Genomic DNA, 18,658 nt, shown 5'->3' on the forward strand with positions numbered 1-18,658 from the left:
GGCGGTCCGTCGAGTCGTCGATGACTCGACGGGGGAACTCAAGAACCCTGATCGCACTCCGGCACTAGGCTCCGGACATGACCGACGAGATCGAATGGCTGGTTCCACCTGCGGCAGTGCCGCTTATCGGCAATAACTCCTTCGTTGGGATGCCCGGCGAGGCCCGGGTTCAAGACTTCTGGCAGTTCGCTTTGGGCGACCTTCGAATGAATAACGCTCGTGGGTATCTCGCTGAATTCTTGGTCGGCAAGGCGCTCGGAATTGAACCGCTGATCCGAATCGAGTGGGACTCATTCGATCTTCTCTTTGGCGACATCACAATCGAGGTCAAGTCATCTGCGTACCTCCAGGCGTGGGACCAACGGAGAATTAGCACTCTGTCGTTTTCCGGCTTGAAGGGGACCCGTTACAATCCCCGCGCTCCCCTGGGCGGAGAGGACCCATTGGGCAAGCGGTATAACGCAATGGTCTATGTCTTCTGCGTACAAACAGCCACCACCCACGAGGCCTACAACCCGCTGGACGTGTCTCAATGGGAGTTCCATGTCGTGAGGCGACGCGCGCTCGCGGCGACCGGTCTTCAGAGCCTAGGCATCGGCAGGGTACGGAAGCTGTCCGAGGGCACGACAGTCTGGGCGGATCTGGCCGCCAAGGTCACTATGGCGGCCGTCGGCGAGGCAAGAGACGATGACGACCCCGATTGGTGGAAACGCTCTTTGTAGGAGTTGCTGCAACGGGGCCAGGCCCGTCCAGGAGCCGAGGGCCATGCGCCCTTTCAGCCGACGAACCTGTTGCTCTTGCCGAGGTTGCATGACTGGCAGAGTGTCTGGAGGTTCTCCGGCACGGTCAGGCCGTCGTGGCTCACCGGGGTGATGTGATCGATGTGCAGGACGGTGCCGTCGGCTGCCGATGCGCCGCACATCCGGCAGCGGTAGTCATCCCTCTTCAGGATCGTCACGCGGAGCCCTGAGGTCATCAGGCTCCGCTCGCGCTGACGCAGGGCGGCGGTTGTGGACTGGCGCGCGCGCGAAGCCTGCGCGGCGTGCAGGCCGTGCTGAAGCTGTTCGAAGTTCCACTCGACGTGCTTTGAGTAGGAGTTCTGTCCCTTTGGGCTGGTGTACCTCACCGTCGTGATGATCCTGGCGGTCGGTGTCGGGTACGCCAGCTTGCGGCGATGAAAATCCTTCTTTTCGATCGCGGCATACTTCTCGTCCCTCAGACGCGGATGGCTGCTCCGGCCGAGCGACCCGAATTCAATTGCCTCGAAATCAAGGTTGTACGTTCGGAAAAACCTCGTCGGAGCCAGCCGCATTTCGATCTCTTGCAGGTACCACAGCTCGCTCTCGAGAACGTTCACGCTCATTCGTGACGGCAGATCGAATCGATCGAACTTGGCCTTGGTATTGACGGACACAGAGTACGCATGACTAATCGGATTGGCGCTGGGCACGAGGGATCGAGATCGTGAGTTGAGCTCTTCGAGCCGGTTCAGGGCGTCGCTTGAACCGCGCACGAGCTGCCGTCGCTTGAGTGCCACCAACAGCCAGGCCAGGGCTACAGCGAGGACGATGATGACGGCAACAAATACAAGCGTCAACGCCGTAGTCAGGCTGTCGGCTGGGATTGCAGGGTCTACTTCGTAGTAGGGCAGGTGACCTAGGGTTCGCAAGCGATGCCTTCGCGGTTGAGATGATGGATGGAGCAGGCACGCGCACGAGCCGCGAGATCATATGTCTCTCACGGGCGAGAAGGGGCGCAGCAACCACAAGCTAACAGCGCAGGCCCCCCGGAGAACGTGCTTCCCACGGCGTTTATCGCCCCCAGTTCGGGGTCGTCACCGCCTTTTCAGTGAGCAGTCGGTCTCGCATGATTGCGACGCTTCGTGGGAGGCGAACTGGGCAAGGCCTTGCCGAACAGCGTTAACTGCTCGCGCAAGGCCTCAGCCGTCACGCGCCGCGCCCTCATCCGTTCAAATCGAGCTCCACCCCCACGCCACGTGCACGCGCCTCGCGCACCAGCAGATCCGCGATCGCCAGGTCTTGCGCGCCGACTCCCACCGAGTCGAAGAGGGTGATCTGGTCCGCGCTCGTGCGGCCCGGGCGGAGGCCCGCGAGAACCTGGCCGACGGTGCCGACCACGTCCTGCAGGGTGAGTGCGCCCTCCGCCACGGCCAGCATGAGGTCACCCGATTTCGTCTCGGCCGTGGCCAAGTCGTCGACCCAGACCGAGGACCGAGCCATCGTCGCGGAGTCGACCTCGCGCTCGTCCGGCCTGGGGCGGGCGCCGACGACGTTGAGGTGCTGGCCGGGTCGGAGCCAGTCTCCGCGGATGATCGGGGTGACGGAGGGGGTGAGCGTGCAGATCGCATCCGCTTGGGCGAAGACCGACGCGCAGTCCTGCACCACCTCGATGGCACCGTCCCACTCGAGAGAGTCGGCGAGTGCCGCTGCGCGCACCGGGGTGCGCGACCAGATGACGAGCCGGTTCCAGTCCCGCACTCCCCGCAGAGCTTCGACGTGTTCGCGGGCGAGCCCGCCCGCCCCCACCAGGCCCAGCACGCGGCTGTCTTCGCGGGCCAGGGCCCGGGTGGCGACCGCGCTGGCCGCCGCGGTGCGCACCCTGGTGGGCACGCCGCCGTGCAGAAGGGCCACCGGGGCGCCGTTCTCGCGGTCGAGCACCACGATCATCGAGCGCTGGGTCGGCAGACCCCGGGCGGAGTTGTCGGGCACGTCGGCGAGCAGCTTGACCGCGGCGGTGCCGGTGGTGTCCGACAGCGCCGCCATGAGCACGTAGCGACCGGTGCCCGCGGCGGTGCCCATGGAGGTGGGCGGCGGCTGGTTGGCCGCGCCCCGGGCGATGTCGGTGAAGATCTGCGCCACGGCCCGCTCGGTGGCCGGTCGGTCAACGAGGGCTTCGAGTTGCGACGCGGTGAGCACGATCATGCGGCAGCCGAGAGTTCGAGGCCGTCGGCCACGACCGCGCCGCGGAACACCACGGTGCGGTCGGGCAGCCGGTCCATCACCGCGCTGGTGACGGTTTCGCCGGTGATGAGCTGCAGGTCGGCGGGGTCGCCGACGGCGACTCCGGGGCGGTCGAGGTGCCCCCGCAGCGCCGGGGCGGTGCCGAGCACCGAGCGTCCGCCGATCGTGGCCACCGCCACGCAGTGCTCGATGTCTTCGTCCCGACGAAAGTTGTTCGTGAACGCCAGCTGCCACGTGCGGTCGAGCATGTCGCCGTTACCGTACGGCGACCAGTAATCCCGCTGGCCGTCTTCGCCGAGTCCCAGTCGGATGCCGTGTTCGGCGATCAGCAGCGTCGGCAGCGGCGTCGCTGGGGCGATGGTCGCCCACGCGATGTCGAGTTCGGCGAACTGCTCGAGCAGGGGCACCAGCTGGGCGTGCGGCAGTTGGCCGAGCCCGTAGCCGTGCGAGATGGTGACCCGGCCGGTCATGCCGAGGGCGCGGGTGCGCTCCACGATCAGTTCTGCCGAGAACTTCGCCAGTTGGTCCGGCTCGTGCAGGTGGATGTCGATGGGAGCGTCGAAGCGTTCGGCCAGCCCGAAGACCAGGTCGAGATGCTTCGCGGGGTCGCGATCGAGCAGGCAGGGATCGATGCCCCCGACCACGTCGGCGCCCTGGCGCATGGCCTCTTCGAGCAGTTCGAAGGAGCCCTCCTCGCGCAGCAGACCGGCTTGAGGGAAGGCGATCACCTCGACCGTCGCACGATCCCGGTGCGCTTCCCTGGCCGCGAGCACACCGTGCAACCGTTCGAGGCCCGCATCCACGTCGACCTGGGCGTAGCTGCGCACGCTGGTGGTGCCGTGCGCGACCATGCGGCCCAGGGTCTCGGTGGTGCGCTCGGCGATCGAGGTCTCCGCGCTGCGCCAATTGGCCCGGTCGTTGAGCATCATGCCCCACACCCCCGGCACACCCGTGTGTTCGCGGAACGGCAACCCGAGTCGGGTGGAGTCGAGGTGCACGTGCACGTCGGCGAACGACGGGAGCAGGATGCGACCCCGGCCCTCGATCAGCGTTTCTCCGGCCTGCGGCACCGTGCCGGGTGGGAGGACCTCGGCGATGACGCCGTCGATCAGTCGGATGTCGGCTGCGGCGCCGCCCCAGGGGCGGGCGTCGGTGATCAGCGCGCGACTCACTTGAAGCTCGTCTGGGTGAAGTCGAACAGGCCGTCGGCTCGGGGCGTCCAGTCGAGGTCGGGGTCGGCGGCGTAGTTGTTCATCGGTACGTAGAGCGGCACGTAGTAGCCCTGCTCGTTGCTGTAGCTGAGGAGATCCGTGAACACGTCGAGGCGGCTGTCGCCCTCCACACCGCGCTGTTCGGCGGCCAGTTCGGTGGTGCGGGGGTCCTGCGCGTAGTTGTTGTTTCCGGCCGGCTCGTAGAGGTCGGTGAGGGGCAGGTCGCCGTCCACGGTGGAGGGCGCCCAGGTGTTCAGGTAGATTCCCTGCATCTCCCGGCCGCGCACCTTGAGGGTGTGTGCCTGCTGGTCGGCGCCGCGCAGGTCGATCGTGAAGCCGACATCCTCGAGGGAGGCCTGGATGGTCTGGGCCACGTCGGCCGAGAGCGGGATGCGACCGTCGGTCGCGTAGTCGAACGGAATCGGCTCACCGGCGTATCCGGCTTCGGCGAGCAGCTCGCGGGCCCGGTCGGGGTCGTAGCCCGGGTCCTTCACGTCGTCGCTGTAGCCCTCCACGGCCGGGGCGAGGGTCGTGCTGGCGGGCTCGGCGAGCCCGGAGAGCAGGCCGTCGGTGATGGCCTCCTTGTCGATGGCGAGGCCGATGGCTTCGCGGATGCGCGCATCCGTCAGCACGCCGCTGGTGGAATTGACGCCGAGGAAGACGACACCGTTGGAGAGTGCCGAGAACACCTGGGCGGAGTCCTGGCTCTCGACCGACTCCACCTGGGTCGGGCCGATGGGCGCCACATCGAGGCTGCCGGAGAGCACGCCGTTGACCCGGGACTCATCGGAGGAAACCGGCTGCAGCGAGATCGACTCGATCGCCGGCGCGGTACCCCAGTAGTCGTCGTTGCGCACGAGGTCGTAGGAGACGCCGGTCTGGATCTTGTCGAAGACGTACGGGCCCGAGCCGATCGGGGCCTGCGCGAAAGCGTCGGCTCCCATCTCCTGGTAGGTGTCGGCGGGCACGATCGAGATCAGCGAGGTGTTGCGGGGGAAGGCGGAGAACGGCGACTTGAGGGTGAAGCGCACGGTGAGGTCGTCGATGGCTTCGACGGAGGCGACCGAGCTGAGGTAGGCGAAGTTCTCGCCGGTGGGGTCGGCGAGGATGGTTTGGTAGGAGAAAGCCACGTCTTCGGCGGTGATGGCCTCGCCGTTGCTGGCCGTGACGCCCTCCTGCAGGGTGAAGTCCCACTGGGTGAGGTCGTCGTTGGCGGTCCACTCGGTGGCGAGTTTGGGGGCGAGCTCACCGTCGGCGGTGATGGTCACGAGCTGGTCGAAGGTGTGAAAGAACACCGACAGCACCACGAGGGCGCCCGACTTGATCGGGTCCATTGAGGTGGGGTCGGTGGGGATCGCGGCGACGATGCGCGTCGGGGTGTCGCCCGAGCCGGCGTCGCCGCTGTCGTCGAAGCCGCCGGCGCACCCGGAGAGCATCAGTGTTCCGGTGGCGGCGAGCGCGCCGATGCTGAGCATCCGGCGGCGGAAGGTGGAAGTGGGCATGGGGATCCTCATTTCGGTGGGTGACACAAGGGAGTCGAAGGGTGGGCTGTGGGGTTAGGCGGCGGCCGGGCGCGCGGTGCGGCGTGGGCCGTCGAGGCGCGGTACCGCGGCGAGCAGTTGGCGGGTGAACGGATGCTGCGGGTCGCTGAAGATCTGCGCGGTCGGCGCCTCCTCCACGACCCGGCCGTGCTGCATGACGATCACCCGGTCGGCGATGCTGCGCACCACGCCGAGGTCGTGCGAGATGAAGAGGTAGCCGAGGCCGTGCTCGCGCTGCAGGGTGTCGAGCAGAGTGAGCACCTGGGCCTGTATGGAGACGTCGAGCGCCGAGACGGGTTCGTCGAGCACCAGCAGCTTGGGCCGCAGGGCGAGCGCTCGGGCGATGCCAACCCGCTGCCGTTGGCCACCGGAGAGCTGACCGGGCAGCCGCTTGGCGTAGGACTCGTCGAGGCCCACATCGGCGAGCAGTGTGGCGACCGCTGCGCTGTTGTAGGCGCGGCGGATGCGCAACGGTTCCGCCACGAGCTCGTGCACGGTCAGGCGTGGGTCGAGCGCCGAGTACGGGTCTTGGAAGACGATCTGGGCAAGCTCGCGCTGGGCGGCCGACCGGCCCGTGAGTTCGGCGCGCACCGGGACGCCGCCGACCACGACCGTGCCCGCCGAGGCGGGTTGGATGCCGAGCACGGCTTTGGCGAGCGAGGATTTGCCGCAACCGGATTCCCCGACCACCGCCACGGTCTCCCCGGCCATGATGCGCACCGAGACGCCGTCGACGGCTCGCACCGGGGTCTTGCGGCCGGACACCCGGTAATCGACGACGATGTTGTCGGCGACCAGCGCATCCGCTTCACCGGTGCGCACCGCCGGGGTGGCGCGTTCCTGCTCGGCGGGCATCGCGGCCATGAGGCGCCGGGTGTAATCCTCGGCCGGGGCCGCGAGCACCGCCCGGGTGGCGCCGGTCTCGACGACCCGGCCGTGGTGCATGACGGTGAGGCGGTCGCTGTTCTCGGCGACGAGGCCGAGGTCGTGGGTGATCAGCACGAGGGCCGAGCCGGTGCGCTCGCGCACCTCGGCGAGGAGGTCCATGACCTGGGCCTGCACGGTCACGTCGAGCGCGGTGGTGGGTTCGTCGGCGATCAGGAGCAGCGGGTCGTGCGCGATGGCCATGGCGATCATGGCGCGTTGGCGCATGCCGCCGGACCACTGGTGGGGGCGGGTGGCGGCGCGGTCGGCGGCGTCGCGCACGCCCACCGAGGTGAGTAGCTCGATGGCGCGCTCGCGGGCGGCACGCCTGCCGAGGCGGGGGGCGTGCACCCGCACGGCCGAGGCTACCTGGGCGCCGACGGCGCGCAGCGGGTCGAGGGAGGACATCGGATCCTGGAAGACCATGGCGGCGGTGCGTCCGCGAAGGGCGCGGAGCTCGCGCTCGCCGGCCCAGACATCCGCTTCGACGTCGACGAGTACGCGGTCGTCGAGAACGATGCGGCCGCCGGTGACGCGGGTGCCGACGGGCAGCAGGCCGAGGGCGGCGAGCACGGTGAGGCTCTTGCCCGAACCGGACTCCCCCACAACGCCGAGGGACTCCCCGCGGTCGACCCGCAGCGAGACGCCGTCGACGAGGGTGCGCGGGGTGTCCCCGTCGGTCTCGATGCGCAAGTTCTCGATCCGCAGCACGGTGCTCATCGCATTCCTCCCTTTCGCAGCAGGCCGCCGCGGGTCTCGGCCGTGAATTGCTGGCTCAGAAACTGCACGCCGCCCACGGCGAGCAGCATCATCAGGCCGGGCAGCAGGGCCAGCCACGGGTCACCGGCAAGGTGCCGTTGGCCGTCGAAGATCATCGAGCCCCAGCTGGGTACGGGCGGTTGCACGCCGAGGCCGAGGTACTCGAGTGAGGAGGTGATGAGCACGATCGTGGCCACGTCGGTGGCCGCGATGATGAGGGTGTGCGGCCACACATTGGGCACGATGTGCCGGGTGAGCACCCACACGGAGTCGGCTCCCTGGGTGAGCGGGGAGACCACGAAATCCTGTCGGCGAAGCGCCGCGGCGATGTTGCGGGTGACCCGGGCGTAGCCGACCCACCAGGTGCAGCCGAGCACCAGGATCGTGAGGCCGGCGCTGGGTCGCAGCACCGCGCAGATGGCGATGAGCAGCAGCACGACGGGCATGGCCAGGGTTACGTTGCTCACCAGGGTGATGAGCGCTTCGAGGCGGCCCCCGTAGTACCCGGCGAGGATGCCGATCAGGCTGCCCAGCACGGCGTTCATGATCACGATCAGCACGGTCATGCCCAAGGTCACGGCCGAGGCGAGCGCGAGGCGGCTGAGCAGGTCTCGACCGAGCGCATCGGTGCCGAGCGGATGCGCCGGGTCGGCGAAGGGCGGCAGCAAGGCCGCGCGCAGGTCTTGGCCCATCGGGTCGAAGCCGGGCAGCAGCGGCACGATGGCGGTGAGCAGCAGCACCGCGCCGAGCATCAACGCGCCGACGATGGCGCCGGGGCGGGGCCGCCAGCGTCGCACGACGGGGGCGGTGGCCAGGGTGAGTGAGGTGGTCATGCGGCCGCCGTCCGGGTGTCGATGCGGCGCACGAGTACGTCGACCGCGGTGTTGACGATCACGAAGGCGAGGGCCACGAAGACCAGGCCCGCCTGCACGATGGGGAAGTCGCGTTGGCTGACCGCATCCGTGAGCAGCTTGCCGAGGCCAGGCCAGGCGAACACCACTTCGACGACTACGGTGCCGCCGAGCAGACCGCCGAGGTTGAGGCCGGCCATGCCAAGCACCGGCACGATGGCGTTCGGCAGCATCCGGGTGAAGAGCACCGTGGAGCGGCGTTGGCCCTGGGCGATGGCGGTGCGCACGTAGTCTTGCCCGGCTTGCTCGCTGAGCGCGGCATCCAGCAGGCGCAGGTACATGACGAACTGGCCGGTGGCCAGGGTGGCGACTGGAAGCACCAGGCTGGCGTAGCTCGTGCGACCCAGCGACGGGAGGGCGCCGAGCAGAACCGAGAACACCAGTACCAGGAGAAGGGCGAAGAAGAAGTCGGGCACCGACTGGCGCAGGGCACCGGCCCAGCCCACGATGGCCCGCAACACCCGGCTGCCGGTGAGCTGGATGGTGAGGGCCGCGACGACCGCGAGGGCGAGGCCGATCACGAACGCCCAGAACGCGAGTTCGATGGTGGCGGGCACGCGCTCGAGAACGAGACCGAGGGCGGATTCGCGCAGACGGTAGGAATCACCGAAGTCGCCGGTGACGAGACCGACGAGGGTGTCGAGGTACTGCACGAGGAGGGGGCGGTCGAAGCCGAGCGAGGAGTTGAGCGCTTGGATGTCGGCCTGGGTCGCGTTATCGGGCAGGAGCAGCGCACCGGGTTCGCCGGTGGCACGGCCGAGCACGAAGGCGATGGTCACCACGGCGAGCACTGTGGTGACGGCGAGGGCCAATCGGCGGGCGATGAATAGGAGCACGTCACCGACGCTAGGTGACGCTCTGCCCGGCAGGGGCTGGTGTAACACGCTCGTCACATACTTCTTACGTCAGCGTCACTTTCGCATACCAAATGACGCCTATTTCGGCAGTTCTCACTCGCTTAGGTTGTTTTGGTATTCCAAACGCGACGTAGCGGACGTGCCAGAATGGTGACCATGAGCCTCGAACAAACCCCAGCGCGCATCGCCAACATCTTGCGCGAGCAGATCATCACGGGTGAGCTGACGATGGGGTCGAAGCTCAATGAGCGTGAGATCGCCGAGCGCCTGCAGGTGTCGCGCATTCCCGTACGCGAAGCGCTGCCGATCCTTGAGTCGGAGGGGTTCATCAGTTCACAACCGCGGCGCGGAGCGGTCGTGCACGCGCTCACTCTCACTGATGCCGTCGAGCTCTTCGACCTTCGTCGCCAACTCGAACCGATGGCGTCGGCGTTCGCCGCGCGACGGGCCGCCGCGGGCGCTGATGTCGAGCCGATGCTGGCCGCGCTCCGCACCGCCCGGGGTGCGATCGCTCCGGTCACGGCGCTGGACCTCCCGGGCGAGGGTGCCCCACCGTCGACTCGCAATTCTGATCTGCACGAGGAGATCATCGCCCTCGCCGATCACGCCCTGCTGCAGCGCGTGACGAAACTCATGAGCGGGCGGGTGCGCTGGCTCTTCCGGCTCACTCCGCAGCGCGACACCACGGCGATGTGGGTCGAACACCGCGAGATCGTCGACGCCATCGTCGCCGGGCAAGCGGATGTCGCCGAACTTCTCACCGCGGCCCATGTGGAGCGGGGACGCTTCGAGTCGATGCCGCTGCTGGCCGAGCTGCTGCCCTCCGCGGCCCCCGTGGCGCGGAGACGGCGGAAGGCGAGCTAAGCCGGCCGCCGGCCACCCGGCCTTCCAGCCCATACCGGCGTAACGTAAAGCCGTGCCTACACCCCGTAAGTTCCCCGCCAAGGTGTCGGCGGCTGCGAGCGCTCGATACGCGAAGCGCCGGCGGGGACGCCTCTCCCGCGTCGACAACGACCTCACCGCCTCAGAGTGGGCCGATCTCCTCACGGCGTGGGGAGGGTGCGCCTACTGCCAAGCGCCGAGTCCGGCGCTCCAGCGGGACTGCATCATGCCGATCTCTCGCGGCGGCCGGTACACCCTGGAGAACGTGGTTCCCGCCTGCCCGAGCTGCAATGCGAGCAAATCTAACAACGAGGTCACGGGGTGGCTGCGCCGCAAGCACCTCGACGAGCGCGCGTTCCTGCTCCGATACGCGACGATCCTGCCGACTCTGCGCCCTGCCGATCAGGGCTGACCTGGACGCATGGCTCAAATTAGAGCTTCGCTGCACCTCGTGTGGCTGGATGATCCCGCTATAGCGGGCGCATCCAGCCAGAGGGGGCGCCCCGACTGGTTCAGGCATCCGAGGGGCTCCCTCTTCACTGCCCTCGCGCGTGCACCGGTCTGGCGTTCGCCGGGGGCTCGCCGACCTCCTGGAGGGTATGGCCGCTGCAGACCGCCTTGGTGACGCTGGCCCGCTCGATGCGTGACACGGTGAACCATCGCATGGCATCGCGCAGTCGGCACCAGCCGACCAGGTACCACTGGCCGTTCCTGGACGCGAAGAGCACGGGCTCGACGTCGCGTGTGGTGGTGGTCCCGTCCCCCGCCGTGTAGCGAAGACGCAGCACTCGCTGCTCGGCCATCGCCTCCTCCAGTGCCGACCTGATGGCTCGTGACGAGGAGGGCGGCGCGTTGACCCAGACTCGACTGGCCAGCTCGTCGGCTCGTGCTCGGGTTCGGGGGTCGAGGACGTCCAGGATCTTCTGGATGCCGGCCGCGGCGAGATCGGCGTAGGGGGCATCGGGCGCCGCAGACACGGCGGCCAGGAGCGCCACGGCCTGGGCCGGGGACAGACTGACCGGCGGCAGGGACGCGCCCACGGCCATCCCGTAGCCACCGCCCGGGCCAGGGCGCGACCAGAGCGGCGCACCGCTGCTCTCCAGCGCGGCGAGGTCTCGCTTGACCGTGCGCACGGAGACGTCGAACTCTCTCGCCAGCCTGTCGGCGGAGCACCCCCTTGAGCCGCTGCGGCGTAGCATCTCGGACAACGCGTGGAGTCGTTCTGTTCGTTTCACCGTTCGGCCCGCAGCAAATTCATGACATAAATAGTGACACACACCTGCCGGTAGCGCCTACGAGAGTAGTGACATGACACCTACAACGAGCAGTCCCACCATCGTTCTCATCGCCGGCCACTGGCTTGGCGCGTGGGCGTGGGATGACGTCCTTGACCACCTGAACACCGACCGCTCTCGGGCCGTCGCGATGACGCTGCCCGGTCTCGACGGCGACGATCCCGGGCGCACGACGAAGACCCTCGACGATCAAGCCGCAGCGATCCTGGACCTGTTCGATCGACTCGGGGTCTCCGCGGATCAGCCCGCGATCATCGTCGCTCACAGCGGGTCGAACTTTCCCGTCAGCCTCGTGCTCGACCGGCACCCGGAGTTGGTGCAGCGAGTGGTGTGGGTCGACTCCGGGCCGGTAGCTCCGGGAAGCATCTTCGCTCCCGATCTCCCGGAGGGAGTGGAGGAGCTTCCGCTGCCGCCCTTCGACGTTCTGGCCCCGCAGGCGAGCCTCGAAGGGCTGAGCGCCGAGGCCCTCGAGCGGTTTCGGGCCCGGGCTGTCCCGGAGCCGGGCCCCGTTCTTCGTCAGCCTCTCGAGCTCACGGACGATGCCCGGCGCGCGGTTCCGACCACCCTGGTGTGCTGCTCCATCCCGAGCGCGCAGATGCTGGAGCTGGCCCGGGCGGGCCATCCCATGTTCGCCGAGGTCGCGAACCTCGAGCACCTCGACGTCGTCGACCTCCCGACCGGCCACTGGCCGATGTGGAGCCGTCCCGGCGACCTCGCGAAGGCCATAGTGTCGGCGGCGTCTCGAACCGACTGACCAACTGGTCCGTCAGATGTCTGCCGCCGCGAATTTGGCGATCGCGGCGGCCGTCACCGGCGTGAAGAGATTCACCAGGGTGCCGTCGGGGTCCCGCACCAGCTGGGACCTGTTGCCCCAGGGCAGGTCGCGTGGTTCGCCGAGTAGCTCGATGCCGGCACCGGCGAGCGCAGCGCTGAGCGCATCCACATCGGCCACCAAGAACTCGACGATAGCGGAGTGGTTGTCGGCCGGGCGGGCAGAACCGGGCCCAAAGACGGCGACGGTGCGAGTGCTGCCGATGGCCAGGGTGCCATTGGCAGTGCGCAGCTCCGCGAACTCCGCGTTCGGTCGGTCGGCGGTGAGTCCGGTGATCGTTTCGTAGAACGCGACGAGCCGATCCACGTCATCGGTGATCAATCGGAGGGAGACGAGGTTCATGAGGGTGCTTTCTGGTGGGAGTCGGCGCGGTGCATCCGCGTTACTCTCCAGGCTGCCTGGTGCGCGCGACAGCCCTATGTCGGCGTTTCGGCGCTCTTTTCTCGGAGCGCTCAGAGCAGCGTGAGGGTCAGCAGGTCGCCCTCCGGCACCTGAATCTCCTCGAGCCGCACGCTACGCCCGGCTGTTGCCTCGGCGGTGGCGGTGACACTGTCGATTCGGTCGAGCTTGAAGACGCGGATGCCCGCCCGCAACCGGCACCACCCCAGCAGGTACCACCCGGCCGTGGAGCCGACGTAGCCGACGGGCTCGACATCCCGCACGGTTTTATTGCCCGCCGCGTCGGTGTAGCGCAACCGCAGCACCCGGCGAGCCGTCACCGCTCGGGTGAGCAGCGCCGGGATCGGCGGGGCCTCCGGTGCGGCGCCGACAAAGTGAACGCGGCCCGCCAGCTCGCTCGCGCCGTGCGCGTCGGACTCCCGCATGGCCACCATCAGTTTGCGCAGGGCGGTAGTGCCGGCCTCGTGGAACGGCGTGCCCGCGATGCCGTGCAAAGCAACCGCGAGGGCGACGGCTTCGTCCGGGCTGAAGTTCACCGGCGGCAAGGTCATCGTCGCATCGAGGCAGTACCCTCCGGTTCGACCCGGCTCCGCCCACACCGGCACACCGGTCTGCTGGAGCGCGCTGATGTCGCGTTCGACGGTGCGGGTGCTCACCTCGAACCGGCCGGCCAGCCAGGCGGCACTGCGAGGTCGCGGGGCGATCGCTCGCAACTCTTCCACGATCGCGTACAAACGGTCGGTGCGATTCATGTGCTCTGACACTACGGGCATTGCTGAGAGCGCAGAACGCGTCCTAGTTGGGACATCGTCGTTCTCTGCGGAGTGGTACGGTATCCGAGGCCCATACGGGGCCACGACAATCTTCGATCGAAGGCGGGTGAGCGGCCATGGCTGGTGATAGTCCGCGCTCCACTCCCTCCGCGGTTGTCGTTTTCGCCCTGACCTTCTAGGCCGGGCGTCGCGCCGGGAGTGGCGCGCTACTGAACCTCCTTTGCGAGGTGGCCTTTGGTGTGCCGTCGATTCCTGACGCGCCCGTGGCCGCCTTGGGCTTGCTCATGCGCTCTCGTCGACCGAACGACGGAGTAGGACCATGGCACTCATCGACAACGGCATCTACGTGACCGGGCAGCGCACCTCCAGCCCGCAGAGCCTCGACGAGACGTACCAGCAGTTACGCGAGTGCGCGGGGATGGCCTGGATCGGGCTGTACCGGCCCGATGCGGGCGAGATCCGCAGCGTTGCCGACGAGTTCTCGCTGCATCCGCTGGCCGTGGAAGACGCCCTGAAGGGGCACCAGCGGGCCAAGCTGGAGCGGTTCGGCGACACCCTGTTCGTGGTGCTGCGGCCGGCCTGGTATCTCGACGCCGAGGAGCGGGTGGAGTTCGGTGAGGTGAACGTGTTCATCGGTCCCGGCTTCGTAGTGACGGTGCGGCACGCCGAGAAGCCCGACCTGGCCAACGTGCGCCGGCGGATGGAGGAGAACCCGGCGTTGCTCGCGCTCGGGCCCGAAGCCGTGCTGCACGCCGTGCTCGACGAGGTCGTGGATGCCTACGCGCCGGTGGTCGCCGGGCTGGAGAACGACATCGACGAGATCGAGAACCAGCTCTTCGGCGGCGACCCGTCGGTGTCCCGGCGCATTTACCAGCTACTCAGCGAGGTGATCGACTTTCAGCGCGCCACCCGCCCGCTGCGGGGCATGCTCGAGGGACTGCTGCGCGGCTCGGAGAAGTACCAAGTGGATGTGGAGCTGCAGCGCTCGTTCCGGGACGTACTCGACCACGTGCTGAGGGTCACCGAGCAGGCCGACTCGTTCAGGGCGCTACTGGAGAATGCGCTCACCGTGCACGCCACCCTGGTGACGCAGCAGCAGAACGACGAGATGCGCCGCATCTCGGAGGCCGGCCTGGCGCAGAACGAGGAGACCCGGCGGCTCTCGGAAGTGAGCCTGGCGCAGAACGAAGAGGTGAAGAAGATCTCCTCCTGGGCGGCGATCCTGTTCGCGCCGACGCTGGTGGGCACCATTTACGGGATGAACTTCGACTACATGCCGGAGCTGCACTGGGAGTTCGGCTACCCGGTGGCCGTGGCGGCGATGGCACTGATGGGGTTCGGCCTATGGGGCATCTTCAAGCGGCGGAAGTGGCTGTAGAGCACCGACGGAAACCCGCTCAGACTGCCGCTGCCGGGCGCGGTTCGGCGCGGGGCGCCCAACCGAACGCCACGGCGGCGGCAGCAAGGGCGAACTGGCCGAGGTAGGGAAGTGTGGCCGACACTATGGAGGCGTCACCACCGTTCGTACCGAAGGTGTCGGCGATCGACATGCCGTAGCCGAACCCGGCGAAGAACCTGAAGAACACGGCTCCGCCGACGAAACCGAGCATCAGGATCGCCAGCCGCCGCGGAGTCAGCGCCCTGCCGTCACGCAGCGCGGCGAAACCGACCACGAGCACCGCCAACGCTATCCAGATGCCCGCCCAGACCATCACCGCTCCGACGTTCGCCCCGATGTTGAACCCGTCTCGGGACACCATCGTGGCGTAAATGGTCTGAAGCTCCATCCCGGGCACCTTCGCGAGCGGGTTCCAGATCAGCATGTCGATCCCCCCGACCACAACAACCGCGATGACACCCAGCGCCCCGAGGGCGGCCGCCGTGATGCGCGTCCTGCGCGGGGCCCTGCGGTGCGCCAAGCCGATCGGGCGAGTTCCGCCCAGTACGGCAACCCCGCCGACAAGCCCCAGCAGCACCACGAGGAATCCGACCGGCGCCAACCACCACGGCGCTCCCGGCACCAGCACACCCGCGACCACGGCCGCCGGTCCCACGGCGGCGGCCACCAGAGTGGCCCGGGCGGTGCGGGTCGCAGCCGTGCGCACGGCTCCGATCAGGTACACGGCGCCCAGCACCGCAATCAGAACCGCCACCCGCACTACGACCCAGGCTGCGCCCTTGAAAAGCGCGACCACCCCCGCCGTCGCCGCCACCCCCTCCGGCACGATCCCGCCCCCGGTGAGGATGGCGCCGCTCAGAATGACACCGGCCGCACACAGCAACGCCAGTCCGCGCCGGGCACGCCGCCGCGGCAGCATGCCGCGCGGTTCGCCGGTATGGGCAGGCAGGTCTCGGTCGAGCGTGAAACTGAGCACGGCCGCACCGAGCACGACGCTGCGGCGGCTAAGTCCCGCGTCGGCGGCACCGGCCGCATCCGCTCGCCACTCTTCGAGATAACGCATCCGCGCCAGGGGCGGCAAAAACAGCGCCAACAACCGCAACATCGGGTCGACGCTCATGCGACGGACCCGGCGATCCGAGCCACTCGAACAGCCCGCACCGGCGCCTGATGCGCGGCCTCGAACCGTGCCACCGCCGAACGTGCCGCCTCGGCGCCGTCGTGCGTGAGTTCGTAGAGCCGACGCCTCGGTCCGGAACGTTCAGTCTCGGGCTCCCACGACGACGACACCCACCCCGCGCCCTCGAGCCGCTCCAAGATCGGGTACACGCTACCGGCCGGCCTCCCCGTGCGCTTGATCACCAGCATCCCCCACACGGATGCTCCATCCTCGAGCAGCACTCGCAAAACGTCGACGGTAGCCGGGGTGATGCGCGCAAGCGGAGTCATGCGGCTAAATCTAGCTATATAGAGATAGCGCGTCAACAAAGCGCTCGGTTGCAGTGTCTCGCGAGGTCTCTACGGAATGATTCGTGCATCCCGAAGGCCTTGGAAGATGCCCATGAACATGCTCTCGGTCTGCACATACTCGTGGAATCCCGCCCGGCGGGCCTTGGACGTGTCGGCGATCACGTCATAGTCCCAGCCGAAGACGAAATCGCCGAAGCCCCAGGACGAGACGTCGGAATATGGCGTGGGCACCAGCGCATACTTCTCGACCATCGAATCCCAGAGGGCGCCCTTGTCGGCCATGACGTCCGTCAGGCTCATCGGTAACGGCGGGGCCAGCTCGAGGCCGAAGAACTCGGCGATCTTGGGCCACATTGCCTGCCACCGGAACAGGTCGCCGTTCGTGATGTTGTACGCCTCGTTCGCACTCGACGGGTTCGTGGCCGCCCAGACGGTGGCCTTGGCGAGGAGGTCGGCATCCGTCATCTCGATGAGGCTCGTGTAGGCGCCGGGCTTGCCGGGAAACCGGAAGGGAACGCCGAGTTCGCGGCAGATGGAGGCGTAGACGGCGATGACCATCGCGAGATTCATCGGGTTGCCGAGGCCGATGCCGGCCACAACGGAGGGGCGCAGCGCCGACCACGTCCACGGCGCCCCGACCTGGCGACGCTCGAGGAACTGCTGCTGATCCACATTGAACTCCGGCGGCATGTGCGGCGGGTCATCCTCGCGCGCCGGGGTCGCGAACGGACCCAGATGCGCGCCGTAGACCTTGTACCCCTGCATGAGGCTCACGTGCGCGAGGTTCGCCGCCACCGGTTCGACGGCATCGACGACGTTGGTGAGCATCGCCAGATTCGGCGGGACCAGCGCTGCCCAGCTCCCGCGGTCCTGGTATGCGGCGTAGAAAATGTGGGTCACCCCGGTCAGGCCGGCCAGGGCCGCCTTCGTCGCCGCCGGGTCGAGCAGGTCGACCGAGAGGTGCGTGACCGCTGCGCTGTCCACTCCCCCGCGGCGGGACAGCCCGATGATCGTCCATCCCCCCTCGCTCTCGAGGTGTCTGATCAGGTTGCCTCCGATCACTCCTCGGGCTCCGACAACCAGTGCAGTTCGTTCCGTCATGACTCTCCATCGTTAGATCGCGATTTGCCGATGCGTCACCATATCGTTAAATCGCGATTTGGCGATACGCTTGTACCATGACGGATGCGAGCACGATCGACGTGGTGACCGCGCTCAAGGCGATCGGCCACCCCACCCGCCTGGCGATCCTGGGTTGGCTCAAGGAGCCGGAGTCGTTTCCGCCGCAGGATCGCCCGGCCGCCGAGGTTGGCGTGTGCTTGAAGCACATCCAGGCTCGAGCCGAGGTCTCCCAGTCCACGGCGTCACAGTTCATGGCGACCCTGCAACGTGCCGGCCTGGTGACATGCACGCGGGTGGGACAGTTCTCCCACTACCGAAGGAACGAGGAGGCCATAGCGGCGCTCGCTGCATCCGTCTCCGCCGCCTGAGGTCAGTCCGTCCGTCCACTGTTAGGTTGAGCCGGTGACACTACCGCTCTGGCTCGCCGATACGATCGCCACACTCGTGCAGAAGGCACCGGGGTCTCCCCGACTGGCACCGGAGGTCGCCTTCGCGGAAATCCCGGCGCTCACCGAACACATCACGATTCCCACCCGGCACGGCGACATTCCCGCCGTGCAGTACTCCCCGCCCGGCGGCGCGGCCGGCCGCGGCGTGTACGTCAACCTGCACGGCGGCGGATTCGTCATCCGTCACCCCGAACAAGACGACGCGCTCTGCCGCTTCATCGCGGCCACCGCTGGTGTGACCGTGCTGAATGTGGACTACACCCCGGCCCCGCAGTCGCGTTTTCCCGGTCCTGTGGAGCAGGCCTACGACGTCGCCGCCTGGGCGGCCGCATCCGACCGGCCCTGGGATGGCAACAAGCTGGCCATTGGCGGGCAATCCGCCGGCGGTGCCCTCGCCGCCGGCGCGGCACGCCTCGCGCTCGAAACCGGCAGCCCTCGAATCGCGGCGCAGGTGCTGATGTACCCGCCGTTGGATCTGACGGTCTCCGCCGCCAGCAAGAAGGCGGCGGGCAAGGAAACGTTCCTGGTGCGGATGGGACCGATCTTCGACACCGCCTACTGTCCCGACCGGGCCCGACGCGGCGACCGGCTCATCTCCCCCGCCGGACCGAGCGACACCACGTCGCTGGCCGGCATCGCGCCCGCCCTGGTCATCACCGGTCAGAAGGACATCCTTCGCGACGAGGCCGCCCGCTACTCCGCCCGTCTGCAGGATGCGGGTGCCCTCATCGCGCACATCGACCTGCCCGAAGTCGGGCACGGGTTCAACATCCTCGGCGCGCCCCGCGAGGTCGTGCTTCCCGTCTACCAAGCCATCGCGCAGGCGATCACGAACGCCTTCGGAAAGGGCTAG

At 68.1% G+C, this 18,658-nt stretch carries 20 protein-coding genes; 7 read left to right on the forward strand and 13 right to left on the reverse strand.

Annotated features, from left to right (window positions below):
• The first annotated feature begins 77 nt into the window (after positions 1 to 77).
• Positions 78 to 722: a hypothetical protein gene (locus tag CTB96_RS16935; RefSeq protein WP_110127969.1), complete on the forward strand. Its 645-nt coding sequence runs from the start codon at positions 78 to 80 to the stop codon at positions 720 to 722.
• Positions 723 to 775: 53 nt separating this feature from the next.
• On the opposite strand, the gene CTB96_RS16940 is transcribed toward CTB96_RS16935, so the two are convergent.
• The 7 genes from CTB96_RS16940 to CTB96_RS16970 form a co-directional block, all read right to left on the reverse strand.
• Positions 776 to 1,597 carry an HNH endonuclease gene (locus tag CTB96_RS16940; RefSeq protein WP_146215846.1) on the reverse strand — a complete coding sequence of 274 codons (822 nt, stop codon included), beginning with the start codon at positions 1,595 to 1,597 and terminating at the stop codon, positions 776 to 778.
• Positions 1,598 to 1,961: 364 nt separating this feature from the next.
• Positions 1,962 to 2,942, reverse strand: a complete 981-nt coding sequence (locus CTB96_RS16945; RefSeq protein WP_110127971.1) for an ornithine cyclodeaminase family protein — start codon at positions 2,940 to 2,942, stop codon at positions 1,962 to 1,964.
• Positions 2,939 to 4,153, reverse strand: a complete 1,215-nt coding sequence (locus tag CTB96_RS16950; protein ID WP_248283423.1) for an amidohydrolase family protein — start codon at positions 4,151 to 4,153, stop codon at positions 2,939 to 2,941. Before CTB96_RS16950 ends, CTB96_RS16945 begins: the two co-directional genes overlap by 4 nt.
• A complete protein-coding gene (locus CTB96_RS16955; protein ID WP_181397317.1) occupies positions 4,150 to 5,694 on the reverse strand; it encodes an ABC transporter substrate-binding protein in 1,545 nt (514 codons plus the stop codon). Before CTB96_RS16955 ends, CTB96_RS16950 begins: the two co-directional genes overlap by 4 nt.
• 54 nt (positions 5,695 to 5,748) lie before the next feature.
• Positions 5,749 to 7,377: a dipeptide ABC transporter ATP-binding protein gene (locus tag CTB96_RS16960; RefSeq protein WP_110127973.1), complete on the reverse strand. Its 1,629-nt coding sequence runs from the start codon at positions 7,375 to 7,377 to the stop codon at positions 5,749 to 5,751.
• The gene (locus tag CTB96_RS16965; RefSeq protein ID WP_110127974.1) at positions 7,374 to 8,249 is read right to left on the reverse strand and encodes an ABC transporter permease; all 876 of its coding nucleotides are present in this window, start codon (positions 8,247 to 8,249) and stop codon (positions 7,374 to 7,376) included. The genes CTB96_RS16960 and CTB96_RS16965 overlap by 4 nt, the downstream gene beginning before the upstream one ends.
• Positions 8,246 to 9,163 carry an ABC transporter permease gene (locus tag CTB96_RS16970; protein ID WP_181397318.1) on the reverse strand — a complete coding sequence of 306 codons (918 nt, stop codon included), beginning with the start codon at positions 9,161 to 9,163 and terminating at the stop codon, positions 8,246 to 8,248. The genes CTB96_RS16965 and CTB96_RS16970 overlap by 4 nt, the downstream gene beginning before the upstream one ends.
• Before the next feature lie 177 nt (positions 9,164 to 9,340).
• On the opposite strand from CTB96_RS16970, the gene CTB96_RS16975 reads away from it, so the two are divergent.
• Positions 9,341 to 10,048, forward strand: coding sequence for a GntR family transcriptional regulator (locus CTB96_RS16975; RefSeq protein ID WP_181397319.1), 708 nt, complete (start codon positions 9,341 to 9,343; stop codon positions 10,046 to 10,048).
• A gap of 52 nt (positions 10,049 to 10,100) precedes the next feature.
• Positions 10,101 to 10,478, forward strand: coding sequence for an HNH endonuclease (locus CTB96_RS16980; protein WP_248283424.1), 378 nt, complete (start codon positions 10,101 to 10,103; stop codon positions 10,476 to 10,478).
• 124 nt (positions 10,479 to 10,602) lie between these two features.
• Here CTB96_RS16980 and CTB96_RS16985 read toward each other — a convergent pair whose 3' ends face one another.
• Positions 10,603 to 11,301 (reverse strand): helix-turn-helix transcriptional regulator, encoded by a 699-nt coding sequence (locus tag CTB96_RS16985; RefSeq protein WP_110127977.1) that lies wholly within the window; start codon positions 11,299 to 11,301, stop codon positions 10,603 to 10,605.
• A gap of 73 nt (positions 11,302 to 11,374) precedes the next feature.
• On the opposite strand from CTB96_RS16985, the gene CTB96_RS16990 reads away from it, so the two are divergent.
• A complete protein-coding gene (locus CTB96_RS16990) occupies positions 11,375 to 12,115 on the forward strand; it encodes an alpha/beta fold hydrolase (RefSeq protein ID WP_110127978.1) in 741 nt (246 codons plus the stop codon).
• A gap of 12 nt (positions 12,116 to 12,127) precedes the next feature.
• Here CTB96_RS16990 and CTB96_RS16995 read toward each other — a convergent pair whose 3' ends face one another.
• Together CTB96_RS16995 and CTB96_RS17000 are read right to left on the reverse strand one after the other, a co-directional pair.
• Positions 12,128 to 12,535, reverse strand: a complete 408-nt coding sequence (locus tag CTB96_RS16995; RefSeq protein ID WP_110127979.1) for a VOC family protein — start codon at positions 12,533 to 12,535, stop codon at positions 12,128 to 12,130.
• 110 nt (positions 12,536 to 12,645) lie between these two features.
• Entirely contained in the window at positions 12,646 to 13,344 is a 699-nt protein-coding gene (locus CTB96_RS17000) for a helix-turn-helix transcriptional regulator (RefSeq protein ID WP_110128554.1), read from the reverse strand.
• A 340-nt stretch (positions 13,345 to 13,684) separates the two neighbouring features.
• On the opposite strand from CTB96_RS17000, the gene CTB96_RS17005 reads away from it, so the two are divergent.
• A complete protein-coding gene (locus CTB96_RS17005; RefSeq protein ID WP_110127980.1) occupies positions 13,685 to 14,743 on the forward strand; it encodes a magnesium and cobalt transport protein CorA in 1,059 nt (352 codons plus the stop codon).
• Positions 14,744 to 14,762: 19 nt separating this feature from the next.
• Here the strand turns inward: CTB96_RS17005 and CTB96_RS17010 are convergent, their stop codons facing one another.
• From CTB96_RS17010 to CTB96_RS17020, 3 genes are all read right to left on the reverse strand, one after another.
• Positions 14,763 to 15,884: a hypothetical protein gene (locus tag CTB96_RS17010; RefSeq protein WP_110127981.1), complete on the reverse strand. Its 1,122-nt coding sequence runs from the start codon at positions 15,882 to 15,884 to the stop codon at positions 14,763 to 14,765.
• Positions 15,881 to 16,213, reverse strand: coding sequence for a PadR family transcriptional regulator (locus CTB96_RS17015; RefSeq protein ID WP_110127982.1), 333 nt, complete (start codon positions 16,211 to 16,213; stop codon positions 15,881 to 15,883). The genes CTB96_RS17010 and CTB96_RS17015 overlap by 4 nt, the downstream gene beginning before the upstream one ends.
• Before the next feature lie 69 nt (positions 16,214 to 16,282).
• The gene (locus CTB96_RS17020) at positions 16,283 to 17,335 is read right to left on the reverse strand and encodes an SDR family oxidoreductase (protein ID WP_110127983.1); all 1,053 of its coding nucleotides are present in this window, start codon (positions 17,333 to 17,335) and stop codon (positions 16,283 to 16,285) included.
• Positions 17,336 to 17,412: 77 nt separating this feature from the next.
• Between CTB96_RS17020 and CTB96_RS17025 the strand changes: the two genes are divergently transcribed.
• Both CTB96_RS17025 and CTB96_RS17030 read left to right on the forward strand, forming a co-directional pair.
• A complete protein-coding gene (locus tag CTB96_RS17025; RefSeq protein ID WP_110127984.1) occupies positions 17,413 to 17,724 on the forward strand; it encodes an ArsR/SmtB family transcription factor in 312 nt (103 codons plus the stop codon).
• A gap of 34 nt (positions 17,725 to 17,758) precedes the next feature.
• On the forward strand, positions 17,759 to 18,658 hold the full coding sequence (locus CTB96_RS17030; RefSeq protein WP_110127985.1) for an alpha/beta hydrolase fold domain-containing protein: 900 nt from the start codon (positions 17,759 to 17,761) through the stop codon (positions 18,656 to 18,658).

Origin of the sequence: Cryobacterium arcticum (assembly GCF_003185895.1) — a bacterium.
GTDB lineage: Bacteria > Actinomycetota > Actinomycetes > Actinomycetales > Microbacteriaceae > Cryobacterium > Cryobacterium arcticum.